Source organism: Thalassococcus lentus (assembly GCF_028023555.1).
GTDB classification, from domain to species: Bacteria; Pseudomonadota; Alphaproteobacteria; order Rhodobacterales; family Rhodobacteraceae; genus Thalassococcus_A; species Thalassococcus_A lentus.
Genome location: NZ_JAQIOY010000004.1, coordinates 23,005 through 37,252, shown reverse-complemented (window position 1 = coordinate 37,252; position 14,248 = coordinate 23,005). Strand labels below are relative to the sequence as shown.

12 protein-coding genes and 1 pseudogene are annotated in these 14,248 nt (G+C 54.7%); 5 read left to right on the top strand and 8 right to left on the bottom strand.

The genetic code is table 11. The features are described 5' to 3' along the window. Positions 1-44 precede the first annotated feature (44 nt). A complete protein-coding gene (locus PFY00_RS12905) occupies positions 45-1,310 on the bottom strand; it encodes an ABC transporter substrate-binding protein (protein ID WP_271433208.1) in 1,266 nt (421 codons plus the stop codon). 45 nt (positions 1,311-1,355) lie between these two features. Then, complete coding sequence (locus PFY00_RS12900) at positions 1,356-2,339, bottom strand: ABC transporter ATP-binding protein (RefSeq protein WP_271432985.1); 984 nt, start codon at positions 2,337-2,339, stop codon at positions 1,356-1,358. Between the two features lie 274 nt (positions 2,340-2,613). Between PFY00_RS12900 and PFY00_RS12895 the strand changes: the two genes are divergently transcribed. Then, positions 2,614-3,285, top strand: a complete 672-nt coding sequence (locus PFY00_RS12895; protein WP_271433207.1) for a GntR family transcriptional regulator — start codon at positions 2,614-2,616, stop codon at positions 3,283-3,285. 45 nt (positions 3,286-3,330) lie between these two features. Here the strand turns inward: PFY00_RS12895 and PFY00_RS12890 are convergent, their stop codons facing one another. The 6 genes and pseudogenes from PFY00_RS12890 to PFY00_RS12865 form a co-directional block, all read right to left on the bottom strand. Next, positions 3,331-4,065: a proteasome-type protease gene (locus tag PFY00_RS12890; protein ID WP_271432984.1), complete on the bottom strand. Its 735-nt coding sequence runs from the start codon at positions 4,063-4,065 to the stop codon at positions 3,331-3,333. Positions 4,066-4,072: 7 nt separating this feature from the next. Then, positions 4,073-4,870 carry a transglutaminase family protein gene (locus tag PFY00_RS12885; RefSeq protein ID WP_271432983.1) on the bottom strand — a complete coding sequence of 266 codons (798 nt, stop codon included), beginning with the start codon at positions 4,868-4,870 and terminating at the stop codon, positions 4,073-4,075. Between the two features lie 3 nt (positions 4,871-4,873). Further along, positions 4,874-5,815 (bottom strand): alpha-E domain-containing protein, encoded by a 942-nt coding sequence (locus tag PFY00_RS12880; RefSeq protein WP_271432982.1) that lies wholly within the window; start codon positions 5,813-5,815, stop codon positions 4,874-4,876. 4 nt (positions 5,816-5,819) lie between these two features. Continuing rightward, entirely contained in the window at positions 5,820-7,244 is a 1,425-nt protein-coding gene (locus tag PFY00_RS12875; protein ID WP_271432981.1) for a circularly permuted type 2 ATP-grasp protein, read from the bottom strand. 509 nt (positions 7,245-7,753) lie between these two features. After that, positions 7,754-8,374, bottom strand: a pseudogene (locus tag PFY00_RS12870) (transposase); the annotation flags it as partial. 282 nt (positions 8,375-8,656) lie between these two features. Then, complete coding sequence (locus PFY00_RS12865) at positions 8,657-10,009, bottom strand: GspE/PulE family protein (protein ID WP_271432980.1); 1,353 nt, start codon at positions 10,007-10,009, stop codon at positions 8,657-8,659. Between PFY00_RS12865 and PFY00_RS12860 the strand changes: the two genes are divergently transcribed. Genes PFY00_RS12860 through gspD form a run of 4 tightly spaced genes read left to right on the top strand, consistent with a single transcriptional unit; the run spans position 9,990 to position 14,241 of the window. Next, complete coding sequence (locus PFY00_RS12860; RefSeq protein WP_271432979.1) at positions 9,990-11,108, top strand: hypothetical protein; 1,119 nt, start codon at positions 9,990-9,992, stop codon at positions 11,106-11,108. The two genes, PFY00_RS12865 and PFY00_RS12860, sit on opposite strands and share 20 nt — an antisense overlap. Continuing rightward, the gene (locus tag PFY00_RS12855) at positions 11,105-11,644 is read left to right on the top strand and encodes an FtsB/FtsL family cell division protein (protein ID WP_271432978.1); all 540 of its coding nucleotides are present in this window, start codon (positions 11,105-11,107) and stop codon (positions 11,642-11,644) included. The genes PFY00_RS12860 and PFY00_RS12855 overlap by 4 nt, the downstream gene beginning before the upstream one ends. Beyond that, on the top strand, positions 11,641-12,195 hold the full coding sequence (locus PFY00_RS12850; protein ID WP_271432977.1) for a hypothetical protein: 555 nt from the start codon (positions 11,641-11,643) through the stop codon (positions 12,193-12,195). The genes PFY00_RS12855 and PFY00_RS12850 overlap by 4 nt, the downstream gene beginning before the upstream one ends. A 33-nt stretch (positions 12,196-12,228) precedes the next feature. Continuing rightward, positions 12,229-14,241: a type II secretion system secretin GspD gene (gene gspD / locus PFY00_RS12845; RefSeq protein ID WP_271432976.1), complete on the top strand. Its 2,013-nt coding sequence runs from the start codon at positions 12,229-12,231 to the stop codon at positions 14,239-14,241. Positions 14,242-14,248 lie beyond the last annotated feature (7 nt).

Below are 14,248 nucleotides of genomic sequence, written 5' to 3'. Positions count from 1 at the left end.
AAAGAAGGGTGCGCGCGGGGACGGATGCCCCCGCGCTGTGGTGCTTAAGCGGCGATGAACTCGTTCCACTTGCGAACCATGTACTGGTTCTCTTCCATGACGGAGTTCCAGCAGGCGACTGCGCCCATACGGTCGTAGAACGATCCGCCGTCGCGCACTTCGCCAGCGCCAGCCAGCTTGTCGCCGAACGGCGATGTGATGTCGCCGGTGCTTTCCTTGCCTTCGAACCAGTAACCCCACTCGTTTTCGGACATGTATTCCTTGGAGGTTTCCGGCACGGCCGAATAGTAACCCTGACGCATCAGGAAGCCGCCGACCCAACCGGACAGGTACCAGTTGATGTATTCGTAGGCTGCATCCAGCTCCATGCCGGACAGGCTGGCCGAGAGACCGATGCCGCCACCCCAGCTGCGATAGCCTTCTTTCAACGGCTGGTAGACGCACGGGATGCCACGCGAACGCACGGCCGTGATCGCCGGCGACCACATGGACTGAATGACGACTTCGCCCGAAGCCATCAGGTTCACGGATTCATCGAAGGTTTTCCAGAAGGCACGGAACTGACCGGCTTTCTTGGCTTCTGTAAAGATCGCAATCGTCTTGTCGATCTCTTCCTTGGTCATGTTGCCTTTGTCGCCATAGGTGATTTCGCCCATCGCTTCGCAGACCATGGCCATGTCCATGATACCGATCGAGGAGATATCCAGGATCGACGCCTTGCCTTTGAACTCGGGGTTCAGCAGTTCGGTCCAGCTGGTGATCGGACGACCAATCAGGTCAGGGCGGATGCCCAGCGTGTCCGCGTTGTAGATAGTGGGGATCAGGGTCATCCAGCCGGATTCGTTGTCCACGAAGGACGTTCCATCCGGGCCTTCCACGAAACCGACCGTGTGCGGCGCGGTGCCCTGCGCGATGGTGCTTTCCGGTGTCAGCTTACCATTGCGGAAAATGCCAACGATCTTGTCGTAGTTGGCGATCTTGGTGGCATCCATCGCCTGAAGGTTGCCAGTTGGCCAAACCTTTTTGGCAACAAAATACTCGATATCGGCGATGTCAAAGCTGTCGGGCTGCGTGGCGGCGCGCTGGGTCACACTGTCGGTGTCCAAGGCCGTCATTTCCAGCGTGATACCAAGGTCTTCCTTAACCTTGGTTGCAACTTCATTGAGGTTGGAAACACCCGTGCCGAACTGGCGCAGTGTGATGTTCTTGGATTCCTGCCCCCAGACCATGGGCGCCGGCAGCGCGGATGCCGCAAGGGCGGCCCCACCGGTTTTCAGCAGCGCACGGCGGCTGTAGCGGATTTTCGAAATTGTCGTCATGTTATTTCCTCTCTGTTGAGCATGGTGGCGATCGTTCTAAGCGGTCAGCGGATGTGCGACCCGGTCCTCCCATTGCAGTCCAATGACCTCGCCAAGATCCTTGGGTGCGTCGAGAAAGCTGGCGTCCGGCATGAGGGCAGTAACCTCTTGGCCCCCAGCGACTTCGGCGGTCAGGGCGATATGCGTGCCCTGATATTCCACTCCGATTACGCGGCCATCGATCCGGCCCTCATCCGGGGTGGTGACAATCATTTCGTCCGAGCGCAGCGCGATATGGCCCTGCGGAAGCTTCAGCACGTTGTGACCGCCCATAAAGCGGGCGACAAAAGCGGTGCGCGGTTTGTTGAAGACATCACGCGCGGGTCCGGCCTGTTCGATTTTGGCGTCATTCATGACGATGATTTCGTCGGCCAATGCCAACGCTTCGTCCTGCCCGTGCGTGACGTGAATAAAGCTGATCCCCAGCTCGCGCTGCAACCGTTTCAGTTCGGCCCGCATCCGGATGCGCAGGAATGGATCAAGCGCCGACAGAGGTTCATCCAAGAGCAAGACCTGCGGGCGCGTGATCAACGCACGCGCAAGGGCGACCCTTTGCTGCTGCCCACCCGAAAGCTGGTCCGGGCGGCGGTCGGCCAGACTGGTCATTTCAACAAGATCAAGCATCTCATCGGCGCGTTTGTAACGTTCAGGTTTGTCGACCCCGGACATGCGCAGACTGAATGCGACATTGTCGCGTACGGACAGGTGCGGAAAGAGCGCGTAGTTCTGGAACATCATTGCCGTCCCGCGCTTGGCAGGTGGCAAATGCGATACGTCGCGACCGCTCAGGACAATGGAGCCATCCGACACGTCTTCATGGCCAGCGATCATGCGCAGCGTAGAAGACTTGCCACACCCCGATGGACCCAGCAAACAGGCGTAGACGCCCGCCTGAAAGTTATGGGAAATGGCATCCACGGCGACGGTGGATCCGTACCGTTTTGTCAAAGAGACAAGTTCAAGCGTCGAGTCGTTGGCCATTGGGCACCTCAGTGAAGTCACCCACACCAAGCGGCACGTCCGACCGATCCGCCAAAGCTTTCGCACAAATTTCGACGCCGGAATCTTAATTCGCCTAAAATTTACGCGCCAAAAACAGCGTCCGCCACATTTTTGCGCACAAGATTGTATACAATTAAGTTTTACGTTGAGTACGATTGGGTGGTGGCTTGCGCTGGATTCGCAAAAACGGCATTGCGGGATTCAGGAGATGCAAATGCCAACGACTGAAAGCCCATCCGACTTCATCCAGCCCATGCTCAAAGGGCCAAGCGCGCAGCTTTTCGCATCGCTGAGTCTGGCCATTCATGAGCACAAGCTGTTGCCCGGCACCAAGCTGGGAGAGGATGAACTGAGCGATATCTACAAAGTTTCTCGCACAGTGGTTCGCACGGCGCTTCAGGCTTTATCGCATTCAGAGCTGGTTGAACTTAAGCGCAACCGCGGTGCCTTTGTCTCACAGCCCACGGTCCGCGAGGCGCGGGAAGTGTTCGAGGCTCGCGCCCTGCTGGAGCCAAGAACCGCCCGATCCGCTGCCGAACGGATGACAGAAGAAGCGCTTGAACGTCTCGAAAAACATATCTCTGCCGAACACGACGCGCTGGCCGCGGGTCAATCCGGACGGGCCCTGCGCCTGTCTGGCCAGTTCCACATCGAAATCTCGCGGATCGCTGACCAGAGCACCATCGCGGGTTTTATCGAACGGCTGGTCGCCCGATCATCGCTGATCATTGCGCTTTACTGGAAGCGTCAGAGCGCACTTTGCGAAAAACACGCCCATCACGCGCTGGTCGATGCCCTGCGAAGAGGCGACGGCGCGGATGCAGAAGAGCTGATGAAAAGCCACCTGCTGGACATCCTGAGCGCCTTGGATCTGCGCGAAGTCGCTCAACCCGCGATCAATCTGAAGGACATTCTGGGGCAATAAACCCCATGAGTTCAAAACCCTACAGGCCAAAAGGCAATGGCACCCCTACTCCAGGGAAAAGTCCGGCAAACTATCGAGCGCGTTTTTCAACGCATCACCCCAGCCTTGAGAGATGAGTTGGAAATACGGGGCCTCGGGTTCAATGCGACCCGTGGTTTCGATCTTCATTGTATCTTTCTCATAGAGATGAAAATCGAACGGGGCACCCACTGATAGATTGGCTTTCACAGTGGAATCAAAGCTGACCAGAAGCAGTTTCATAGCTTCTTTGAAGGACATCTGGGGATCATAGGCGCGCACGAGAATGGGCCGGCCATACTTTGTCTCACCGATCTGGAAGAACGGCGTATCGGCGCTGGCTTCTATGAAGTTGCCTTCCGGGTAGATCATGAACAATCGAGGCGGGCCGCCCTTGATCTGACCACCCAAAATCAAAGTGGCGCCAAATGCACTGTCCGCCTGTTGGCCGGCCTCGGCGTGTTGGGTAATCACCTCGCGCATCGTATCTGCCACAAGCCGCGCGGCCTGAAACATCGAAGGCACCGCCAAAATCGAAGGGTCCCGATCATCATGGGCGCGTGTGCGTTCGTCCAGCAGACTGACAACAGCCTGCGTGGTCGCAAGGTTCCCCGACGACATAAGCGTGATCGCCCTTTCGCCCGGGCTCTCCCAGTTTGTCATCTTTTTGAAAGTCGAAATGTTGTCCAGTCCGGCATTTGTGCGGGTGTCGGACATAAACACGAGGCCAATATCCAGCATCATTCCCACACAATACGTCATTCTAGCCTCACTGCTGCGCCACTTGGATCTGAACGTTCAACGCTTCTCCTGCATCACCCATTCGCATTCCAGATACAGGCGCCGCGTCGGAATAGTCCAGCCCAGTTGCAACACGGACATAACGGGTGTCTGGCGAGATCCCGTTCGAGACATCAAAACCAACCCAGCCCAGCCCTTCGACATGGGCCTCGGCCCAGGCATGCATGGCATCCTGCGTCGTCCGATCATCAAGCAAAAGGTAGCCGGATACGTAGCGCGCGGCGAAACCCATTTGTCGGGCGCAGGCAATGAACACATGAGCATGATCCTGACAAACGCCGCCACCCGCTTTGATCACATCCTCTGCGCTCCAGTCCGGTTGCGACACACCGATCTCGTAGGTCACCTTGCTGCGTATACGCGCCGAAAGTGTATGCAGCATGTCAACGGTATTCCGGTCATCAAGGTCGCGGATCATGTCCCGAACACCGGCACGTGCCTCGGTCAATTGGGTTGGGCGCGCATAAAGCCATAGTGGTGCCGGGCCGCGATGGCGCCCAACCACTCCGTGAGTATCGTTCAGCTCGACCCGGCCTTCGGAAACCAATTCGAGCGTTTCGACACCGGGATCGAAGCTGATCAGCTCGATCACGTTGTTATGGTGATCTTCAAAAACCAGTTCCTTCTGACCGCCGATTATCCGCGTATGCCATTCCAGAATATGCTGATTGGGCGTACTCTTCGGTGTCTTGCGCAACTGCTGAAGCCCAAAAGGAACCGGATTATCAAAACTGTAGCGGGTGGTGTGATGAATGGTCAGGCGCATGGCTTACTCGTAGAACCGATAGTCGAGCTGGATTTGCCCCGCGAGATCACCGAGCAGTTCCAGCATCTTCTCGATAAATTCGTGCAGCCCATACTCGAACACCTGGTCAATGCCATGCGACAGGTAAGCTGTCTCGAGATGGGTTACGAGTTTCTGGGACTGCGAAGGTTTCGACTGACTGGCATTCAGATAGCGAAGATTGTCTTTTATCTTGCCTACGCAAAACGCGAGACTGCGCGGCATGCGTTTGTCGAAAATCAGGAAATGAGCGATTTCCTGCGGTCCCCCTTCTGAACCATACTCCATGCGGAACCCGCCGCGCGCCGAGACCGAGCGCAATATGCTTTCCCACTGAACATTGTCGATTGAGCTGCCAATCGCGCTGACAGAGGGCAAAAGCACGTAGTATTTCACATCCAGAATGCGCGCGGTGTTATCGGCCCGTTCAAGGAACGTCCCAATCCGCAGAAAATCGTAGATGTCGTTGCGCAGCATTGTCCCGTGGATCATGCCACGCACCAAGGCGGTGTTTTGCCGGATTGCCGCCAGAACGGCTGGCAAGTCTCTCTCGCTGACCTTCCGCGCAAGCAGCTCACGCGCCATCATGTACGTTGCGTTGACGGCTTCCCACACCTCGCCGGTTATGGCCGTGCGCACCAGTCTGGCATTCTGCCGGGCCGAAGCGATACAGGCCATGATGGACGATGGATTGTCACGCCCGCGCAGCATCCAATCGACCGCGGCCTCTTGGCCAGGCGTTTCATAGGCGTCGTGAAAGCCATCCAAAGACCCGGCCGATTGCAGTACAGGTATCCATTCCGCTTCGCCACTACCAAGTCTGGTCAATGCGATCCGCTGCCCTGTTTCAATCAGACGCGCCGTGTTCTCCGCGCGCTCCAGATAGCGTGACATCCAAAAGAGGCCGTTTGCGGTTTTGCCTAGCATCGCCTCAGTCCTCCAGAACCCAGGTGTCCTTGGTGCCGCCACCCTGAGAAGAGTTGACCACCAATGAACCCTTCTTGAGCGCCACCCGTGTCAGACCACCGGGGGTGATATCCACCTTTCCCGGGCTGCACAAAACGAACGGCCTGAGATCGACGTGCCGGGGGCTGAGCCCTGCGCGCGAAAAGATCGGAACCGTTGAAAGCGCCAAGGTGGGCTGCGCAATGTAGTTCCCCGGCCTTGCTTTCAGCTTGCGCCGAAAAGCGGCCAGATCCTTTTTCGTGGCCGTAGGCCCAATGAGCATTCCGTAGCCACCTGAGCCATGGACTTCCTTGACCACCAGCTCTTCGAGATTGTCGAGCACATAGGCCAGAGCATCGGGTTCCGAGCACCGCCATGTCTGAACGTTCTGCAACAATGGACGCTCTCCGGTGTAGAACTCAACGATTTCGGGCATATAGCTGTAGATTGCCTTGTCGTCTGAAATCCCCGTGCCAGGCGCATTGGCAATGGTGATCCCACCGGCGCGATAGACATCCATGATCCCCGGAACGCCAAGCGCACTGTCCGGATTGAAGTTCAGAGGATCGAGATACTCGTCATCCACCCGGCGATAGAGCACGTCGATCGGCCTGTATCCGCGCGTGGTGCGCATGGCGACGCGTCCGTCAACCACCCGCAAATCATGGCCTTCGACCAACTCGACGCCCATCTTGTCGGCCAGAAACGCGTGCTCAAAGTAGGCCGAGTTGTAAATTCCGGGTGTAAGAACGGCCACCACGGGCTTGCCTTCACATGCGGGCGGCGCGCAGGCCGCAAGCGAGCGGCGCAAATCTGTTGGGTAATTGGAAACAGGCTGAACCCGGTTCTGACTGAATAGCTCCGGGAACATCTGCAACATGGTTTCGCGGTTTTCCAGCATATAGCTGACACCCGAAGGCGTGCGCGCATTGTCTTCGAGAACGAAGAACTCACCCGGACCCGTTCTCACCAGATCGATGCCAACAATATGGGTATAAACACCCCCCGGCGGCTCGACCCCGATCATGTGGGGTAAAAAGGCCTCGTTCTGGCTGATCATCTCTTTGGGGATGCGGCCAGCCTTCACGATTTCCTGTTTGTGATAGATGTCATGAAGGAAGGCATTGATCGCCCGCACACGCTGTTCGATCCCACGGGACAAACGAAACCATTCACTGCCGGAAATGATCCTAGGAACAATATCAAAGGGGATCAGTCGCTCTTCGGCCTCGGCCTTGCCGTAGACATTGAAGGTGATCCCGGTCAGGCGGAACAGCTCTTCGGCATCGCGCTGTTTTTTTCGCAAACGCGCCGGATCTTCGCTGTCGAACCAAGTTTGAAACTTACGGTATGGCTCCCGAAGGCTATCCTCCGTTCCCCACATTTCGTCGAAGATTTTTTGATTTTCCATGGCCACCCCAAGCCTAGAGTATTGGAAATATTCATAAAAGACGAGTGCTTCATGGAAAGCCTCATCGCGCTTTGAACGCGTGATATCCGCCCTTGGGCAACGGTTTCAGAAAATTCGCCTAAAATTCGGGCAGTTTTGCAGGTATACGCCCTTGATCTCTATGATGCCCGACCAGCTCAGAAGGGCTCCGTTTCAGCCCCTTCGAGCGGCTCTTGTAGAGATATCCCGTCAGCGCATCCCAACATGCAAACTGCCGCCTTCGCCCGAAACGAAAGCAGCTACACGTCGATCAGATTGTCGAAATGTGGCGGAGACGAAGGGATTGCACGTTTCACCCTACTTGACTGCATAGAATAGTTAGAAACATTTTTCGTTCAACATCTTAACCGCCGAACGTCAGTAAATTCGGTCGCGCTGCCGCGCGAAAACGTACCAATATTTGTACCAAGATAGCGTGTCCAGAGCCACGGGGGAACGCGCAATAAAGTATCCTGCATTGGCCAGGGATTGTCCAAAGACCAACATTCGCCAGGTCTCAGAGCTTCGGGCGTCGGCGTCCGCGATCCAACCGCCCGTTTTCGACCCCTTCGCCGCCAGACGCTCAGCTTTTCCTAGGTATGCAACCGATACAGCTTTTTTGTGGTTCATGATGTAACCTTGGCGCTCCAACATCACGCCGATCCGACGGAAGCCAAACCGACGCCGCTTGGCCGCGATCTTCTTCATCTCCTTACGGATGTCAGGATTGTCGGGCGGACGGTCGCGCCGGACAGTCTTCGGGTCGACACCAAAAAACCAGCGCGTACGGCCCTGTGAGATATCTTGCATCACGCGGAGCGCCGCATTCCGTCGGTTTGTTGATTTCGTCAGCTCTCTCCCAGCAGATCCTTCAGAACAACATTAGCCAACATCTGATCAGCCAGATGTCGCTTCAGCTTAGCGTTCTAATCTTCCACCGCATTCAGCTTGGCCGCTTCGGTAACTTCCATGCCCCCGTACTTGGATTTGAATTTGTAGAACGTGCTTTGACTGAGACCGTGCTTGCGGCACACCTCTGCGGTTGGCATCCCAGCTTCCTGCTCTTTGATCATCCCAATGGTCTGAGCTTCCGTAAAACGGCTCTTTCGCATTCGTTTGCTTCTTCAAAAGGTTGAGCAAACTCTACATCAAGTTGCGGGAAGTTTCGAGGGCAGGTCTAGCTCTATAGCCTTTAGAGTGATCGCGTTTTGGCTGATCGCCTTTCCGGCAGCGGTGGAAGTGTCAAGAATTGCTCGTAATTCCTGATCAGAAGGAAGTCCAATTAGCGACCTTGATTGATCCGTGGAAAGTGTCTGCTTAGCGCGTTGCAAACGCAGCAACCGAGCCCTTCTAGTAGCGGCCGATATGGCACTCCCCGCCAAGCCTAAGTCAAATCAAAACTCTGTAACGAGCCTCGCTTCAACTTGCCTACCACCATTCCGGCGAAGCACCAATGTCTGACCCATTGCGCCAAGAAGCACGTCGCGCGACAGAAACTCAGGGACACCAAGATCTACGAGGCGGTGTGACGCGGCCTCTGGCGAAGCGGTGTGCAGGGTTGAGAGGACCAATCGACCTATCATAGCAGAACGGCAGGCGATTTGGGCAGTTTCTTCGTCACGGATTTCGCCAATCATGATCACGTTGGGGTCCTGGCGGAGAAACGCCCGGAGTGCTTTTGCAAACGTGAATCCAATCTCTTCGTGGACCTGAACCTGTTGAACGCCGGGTAAAGAGTACTCTACCGGGTCTTCCACTGTCAGGATTTTTCGATCAGGTTGGTTCAGATGAGACAACGCAGTGTAGAGCGTTGTGGTTTTTCCGGACCCTGTTGGGCCGGTGACAAGAAATAGTCCACTTGGTCTTTCAATGATGTTGATTAGCTGGTCGCGCAGATCGCCGTGAAACCCAAGATTTTGCCAGCCAAGTTGAAGGGCTTTTGGGTCAAGAACCCTGCAAACGATACTCTCCCCTAGGCTGGTCGGCACGGACGAAACCCGAAAATCCACTTTCCGCCCTGCAATAGTTTTGGCAATCCGACCATCCTGCGGCAATCGACGTTCGGACACATTCAAGTTGGCCATGACTTTGACCCGCGCGAGAACCGCGTTTCTGTTCAGTTGGGCGTCGAATGTTTGCGGTGATAGCGTCCCGTCGATTCGAAACCGGATATCGAGACTGTCTACACTGCTTTCTAAATGAATGTCGGAAGCACTAAGCGCGATGGCTTCCGCCATGAGCTGATCTACATAACGAATAGTTGGCCCATCCAGATCTAAGGTTTGCACCGGAATTTTCGGCGCATTATTCCGAAGTTCTTCTGCGTTTTGCGTTTGCGGCCCGCGTGCCTTTTTCAGCGCGGTTCGGATGGTTCTTCCATGTGCTACTTTAAACTCCGGCTCAAAGCCAACATGAAACGCCACCTCGTTGCGAAGGCCATGATCAAGCGGGTCCGCAATTAAGAAGACGACGCCATGTTCCGTTTCAACAGGCGCAATGGTTGCCGACAAACAAAATGAATGTGACAACTCAGAAAGAGTTTGTTCATTCAAGCTGTAAACCACGCCCGGCTCGGAAAACTGCATGCGGCAAGCTTTTGCGGCGAGCGGTAGAAGATCGTCTTCTTCGATCAATCCAAGCGTTAGCAAAGCTTGCACCAGCGTTGACTGGTTTGCTGCGGCGACAGATTGCGCGTGTGCGATCTTTACTTCCTCGATCCGCCCGGATGTGAGCAAGGATTGGCTCAAAAGAGCTCCTGGGTTCGAACTAGCGGTCGCGTTGATCGTGGAACTCACGAGAAATCCTTACTACAAGTGCAATGGTAAGTTTATTTTCAAACTGGCATCGAAAGGCCAGAAAAAAATGTCGCCAATACAGATTGCCCATCGGTTTCGAAGATTAACCAAACTCAGAGACTATTGGCCGCGCTGGGTGTTCCTGCCTGGGTTTCGTTCGCGTTGGGCCAAAGCGATAACTATTGATAACGCTGACGTAAAAGCGCAAGACTTGGCCCCGCTCCGCAAAGGGGATTTGGTTGACGTTCAATTGGGTGGCTCGGCCCTTTTCATCAAAAATTTTCGCTTTCCGAAAGCGGCACTCAGTAAACTGGCAAAGGCCGTTAATTTGAAGGTGAGACAAACATCGCCGAGGCGTGGACAAGATATGGTTTGGCGTCACTCCGTACAAACGACCTCAGGTCCCGAGATTCATGTTGATGTCTATTTTCTCAAATCCAGTTTTCTTTCTAACCTTGAGAAGCAGATAACCAGCAAAGGGGCTCGGCTTCGAACGGTTGCAATCGCTGATTACTCTCAAGCGCACCTCTTTATTGATAACCGTAAGTCGACCGATCGGCCACTGCGCATTTGGAAGATGGCTCTAATAGTGACGGCGCTTGCTTGGATCCTGTCCGGATATTTTGAACATTCTGGTAAACTCGACGCATTGGAGCAAGAGGCGCAGGCTTTAAATGTTCGCTACTCTGAGCTTTCAGATCAAGCTGTTGCGCTGAGCCAGGCAGAAAATTATGCTAGCGGAGAACATCGACGTATCCTGGCGGACCTGAACGTGTTTGCCATGCACACGCAACGCTTACCGCTCTTGCTGAAACTCACCGAAAAATTGCGAGACAGTGTCTGGGTGTCGGACCTGACGATCCAAGGCTCCTCTTTGCGCCTGTCAGTATTCACGGCGGAAAATGTCACTACCGTCATTCAATCCTTGAATGCCTGGCCGGAACTCGAAGATGTGCGATTGGAAGGGCCTATTACGTTTGACTCTATGGCTCGAATCCATCGGGCTGACATTGTAGCGCTCTTGGTCAAAGACGACGGAGAAGCGGAATGAAATTTGCAGGCCAAATCCTCTTTTTGTTGTTCGTAGTCGGGTCCATCTTCGCGAGTGCGACTTACATCAAAGGCACTTACTTGGCCCGTGAAGAACAGGCCGCGGCGGAAGTTAACGATTTGAAGGAAGGCATCGCCGCGTTGGAAGACCGCATCTCGTTTTTGAAAGCCTCAAACCCACAAGTCGGATTTCCAGAGAACATACCGTGGAAAGCTACGGGACGCAGCGAGGCAGAATTGCAGCTGCAAGACGCTGTCATGCGGATCATTGATAAAACCGGGATTGCGTCCCGCATCTTGGGCGGATCAGGTTTCGCCGCTGACGTGTCTCGCGACACGATTGCGTTTGAGTTCGAGGGAAGCGCTACATTGCCTCAAATGTACCGGTTTTTGAACTTTCTCGAGGCACACTCTCCTCGCATCGCGCTTGGTGCTCTTCATGTTCGGCGTGCGGGGCAAAATGCTGCAAACCAAACCGAAATTGACCTCTTGTTGCGAGTTACGCTCTGGGCGATTTGGGAGGAAAGCGCCTCATGAGACTCATTCTCTCTTGTTTACCTCCCCCGGGCTTGATTTGTGTCGCTTTAGCTTGGTTTGCAAGCGAAAAAGTGCCCGGGTTCGGGAAAGACTTGCAGTCGAATGCAACGCCAAACCCTCCTCCAAGGATGACAGAGGCCGCCCCCCAACGCGAAGACGTCGCGCCATATGTCGTGGCCAAGGCGCACGACTACTCGGATGAGATCGCAATGCTCGCATCACGCCCTCTATTCTCACCAACAAGACGTAACCCTGAACCTGTAGCAATAGAAGACCCCGAACCCGAGATAAGTAAAGTGGTCGTCGCCAAACTATCGCCACCCACCGCCCCAGTAGCGGCTGTCGCGCCGGAGCAACCGGAATTGGAATACCGCGGTTTGATTGGATCAGATGGCAAACGCTCTGCATTATTGCATGACAAGTCCAATTCAACAGAATTCTGGGTTGTCGTTTCCGATGGGGTTTCCGATTGGATTGTTGCCGAAATAACCACGTCTTATGTACGTTTTACCCATGGTATTCATGAATTCATTGTTGAATTCAGGCAATAAAGGTAGAATCAAAGAAAAAGTTTTGAGGCAGTAATGCAGTTTCTTCGGTTGGCGCTTTCCGCAAGCGCTTTTTTTCTCTTTGGTTGCACAGAAACAATCACGACGAGTTCTGGCTTATTCGGCGAGGACATAGAGGTCCAGCGCGGGGCAAATTCTGACTTTTCACTTGGCGCCGGCCATCTAGGCGGCACGCACATGCGCGCCGGCGCCTTGTCTCACGGGTCCGATACATTCCTGAATGAGGATGTATTGCGCAATTCCGGCAAACAGCAAGCAGTTGTGGTTCCGCGCGACGGCAAGCTTGTCGAAATCTCACTCATCAATGCAAGCATTCCTTCTGCCGCCAAGGCCATTTTGGGCGACACGCTGAAACAGCAGTATACCGTTAGCGACGCGGTTACAGGGACCGTTACGATTCAATCGACGGGCCTTATCCCCAAGACGGCTCTGCTGGAACTGTTCGAAGCGGCATTGTCCGCCAATGATGCTCGCTTAGAACGGCACGGGAACGTGGTGAAAATCGTCCCAGGCACATCAGGTAACCGGACGTTCAGACTTGCCAAGCACGGCGTCGGATCGGGCGCAAATATAATCGTAGCGCCTTTGGAGTATGTGTCAGCCACCCAAATGTTGGACTTGATGTCGCCGCTAACTGATGAAGGCTTAACCGTGCTCGCTGATAAACGCCGGAACCTGTTGATGATGACAGGGACCCCTGCTCAGTTAGAGGCTGCTCTGGACGCGCTCAATCTTTTTGATGTTGATGTGCTATCTGGCAAGTCGATTGCACTGGTTGAGCTCAACTCTGCCGATCCCGAATCCATTGTCGAAGAGCTCAAGGTGATCTTTGAGAACGAAGAAGGCGGCAATCTGAACGGAGTGATCGAGTTCGTTCCCAATAAGCGTCTCGGCTCGGTCCTGATCATCTCGTCCCGGTCAAAATACCTTCCCAAAGCCCAACGGTGGATCCGAGAATTGGACAGGACCGCCAGCGGTGCGAGCCGGTATATGCGCAGCTATGAACTGCAGAACCGAAACGCCGAGGACGTTACGCCGATTTTGGAAAAGCTATTGGCAACTTCAGGCCAAGAAGGCAACGAGGAAGCCGAAACCTCCCACCTCAACTCCCTGAGTCTCGCCTCAGATACCACGCGAAATGCCATCTTGGCTCGTGCGACGCGAAGTGAACATCGCGAGATTGTAGCGTTGTTGACCCAGATCGATCAAAGCCCGTCTCAAGTGATGTTGGAGGCGACAATTGCCGAAGTGACGTTGAATGACGAGCTGGATCTCGGCGTGAGGTGGTTCTTTGAAGAAGGCAAACTTGGCCTGACCTTCTCGGACGCTTCCAACGGATCGACTGGGAGTAGTTATCCCGGCTTTTCCGCAGTATTTAGCGCGGGCGGAGCCAATGTTGCTCTCAATGCTTTGGCGGGAGTCACGGATGTCAAAATCATTTCCTCGCCAACTCTGATGGTTCTGGACAATGAAGAAGCTATTCTGCAGATCGGTGATCAGGTGCCTATTGCGACGCAAACCTTGACAGACAATTCTTCCGATGATGCACCTACTGTCACGACGATCGACTATCGCGACACTGGTGTGATCTTGCGCGTAAAACCGGATATCAGCCGTACGGGTCGCGTTGTTCTGGATGTCACGCAGGAGGTCAGCAATGTGACCGAGGCACAAACGTCAGGCATTGATTCGCCGACTATTCGACAGCGCAAAATTGCTACGAATGTGCTCTTGAACGACGGAGCCACCCTAGCGCTTGGAGGTTTGGTTCAGGAAAGCGATACCAGAACTGTCGCCAAAGTGCCGGGTCTCGGCGATGTGCCTTTGCTGGGTGCTGCATTTCGGAAAACCAACAGCGGCAAAAAACGCTCGGAACTTCTCATACTGATCCGGCCATCAATCATCAACTCCGATACGGATGCAGCGGCCGTTACAAAGCATTGGCGAACGAAACTATCCGGTGCCGATTCCCTGCTAGAATCGGGTTTGGGCTCGCCTCGCCACACCATCGGATCGGTCTTGCAATAGATGCGCT

What these genes read in the sequence shown, in the direction of transcription:
- PFY00_RS12895 (WP_271433207.1), top strand. Translation starts at nt 2,614, where the DNA reads ATGCTCAAAGGGCCAAGCGCGCAGCTTTTCGCATCGCTGAGTCTGGCC.
- PFY00_RS12890 (WP_271432984.1), bottom strand. Translation starts at nt 4,065, where the DNA reads ATGACGTATTGTGTGGGAATGATGCTGGATATTGGCCTCGTGTTTATG.
- PFY00_RS12850 (WP_271432977.1), top strand. Translation starts at nt 11,641, where the DNA reads ATGAGACTCATTCTCTCTTGTTTACCTCCCCCGGGCTTGATTTGTGTC.
- PFY00_RS12880 (WP_271432982.1), bottom strand. Translation starts at nt 5,815, where the DNA reads ATGCTAGGCAAAACCGCAAACGGCCTCTTTTGGATGTCACGCTATCTG.
- PFY00_RS12885 (WP_271432983.1), bottom strand. Translation starts at nt 4,870, where the DNA reads ATGCGCCTGACCATTCATCACACCACCCGCTACAGTTTTGATAATCCG.
- PFY00_RS12900 (WP_271432985.1), bottom strand. Translation starts at nt 2,339, where the DNA reads ATGGCCAACGACTCGACGCTTGAACTTGTCTCTTTGACAAAACGGTAC.
- PFY00_RS12875 (WP_271432981.1), bottom strand. Translation starts at nt 7,244, where the DNA reads ATGGAAAATCAAAAAATCTTCGACGAAATGTGGGGAACGGAGGATAGC.
- PFY00_RS12855 (WP_271432978.1), top strand. Translation starts at nt 11,105, where the DNA reads ATGAAATTTGCAGGCCAAATCCTCTTTTTGTTGTTCGTAGTCGGGTCC.
- gspD (WP_271432976.1), top strand. Translation starts at nt 12,229, where the DNA reads ATGCAGTTTCTTCGGTTGGCGCTTTCCGCAAGCGCTTTTTTTCTCTTT.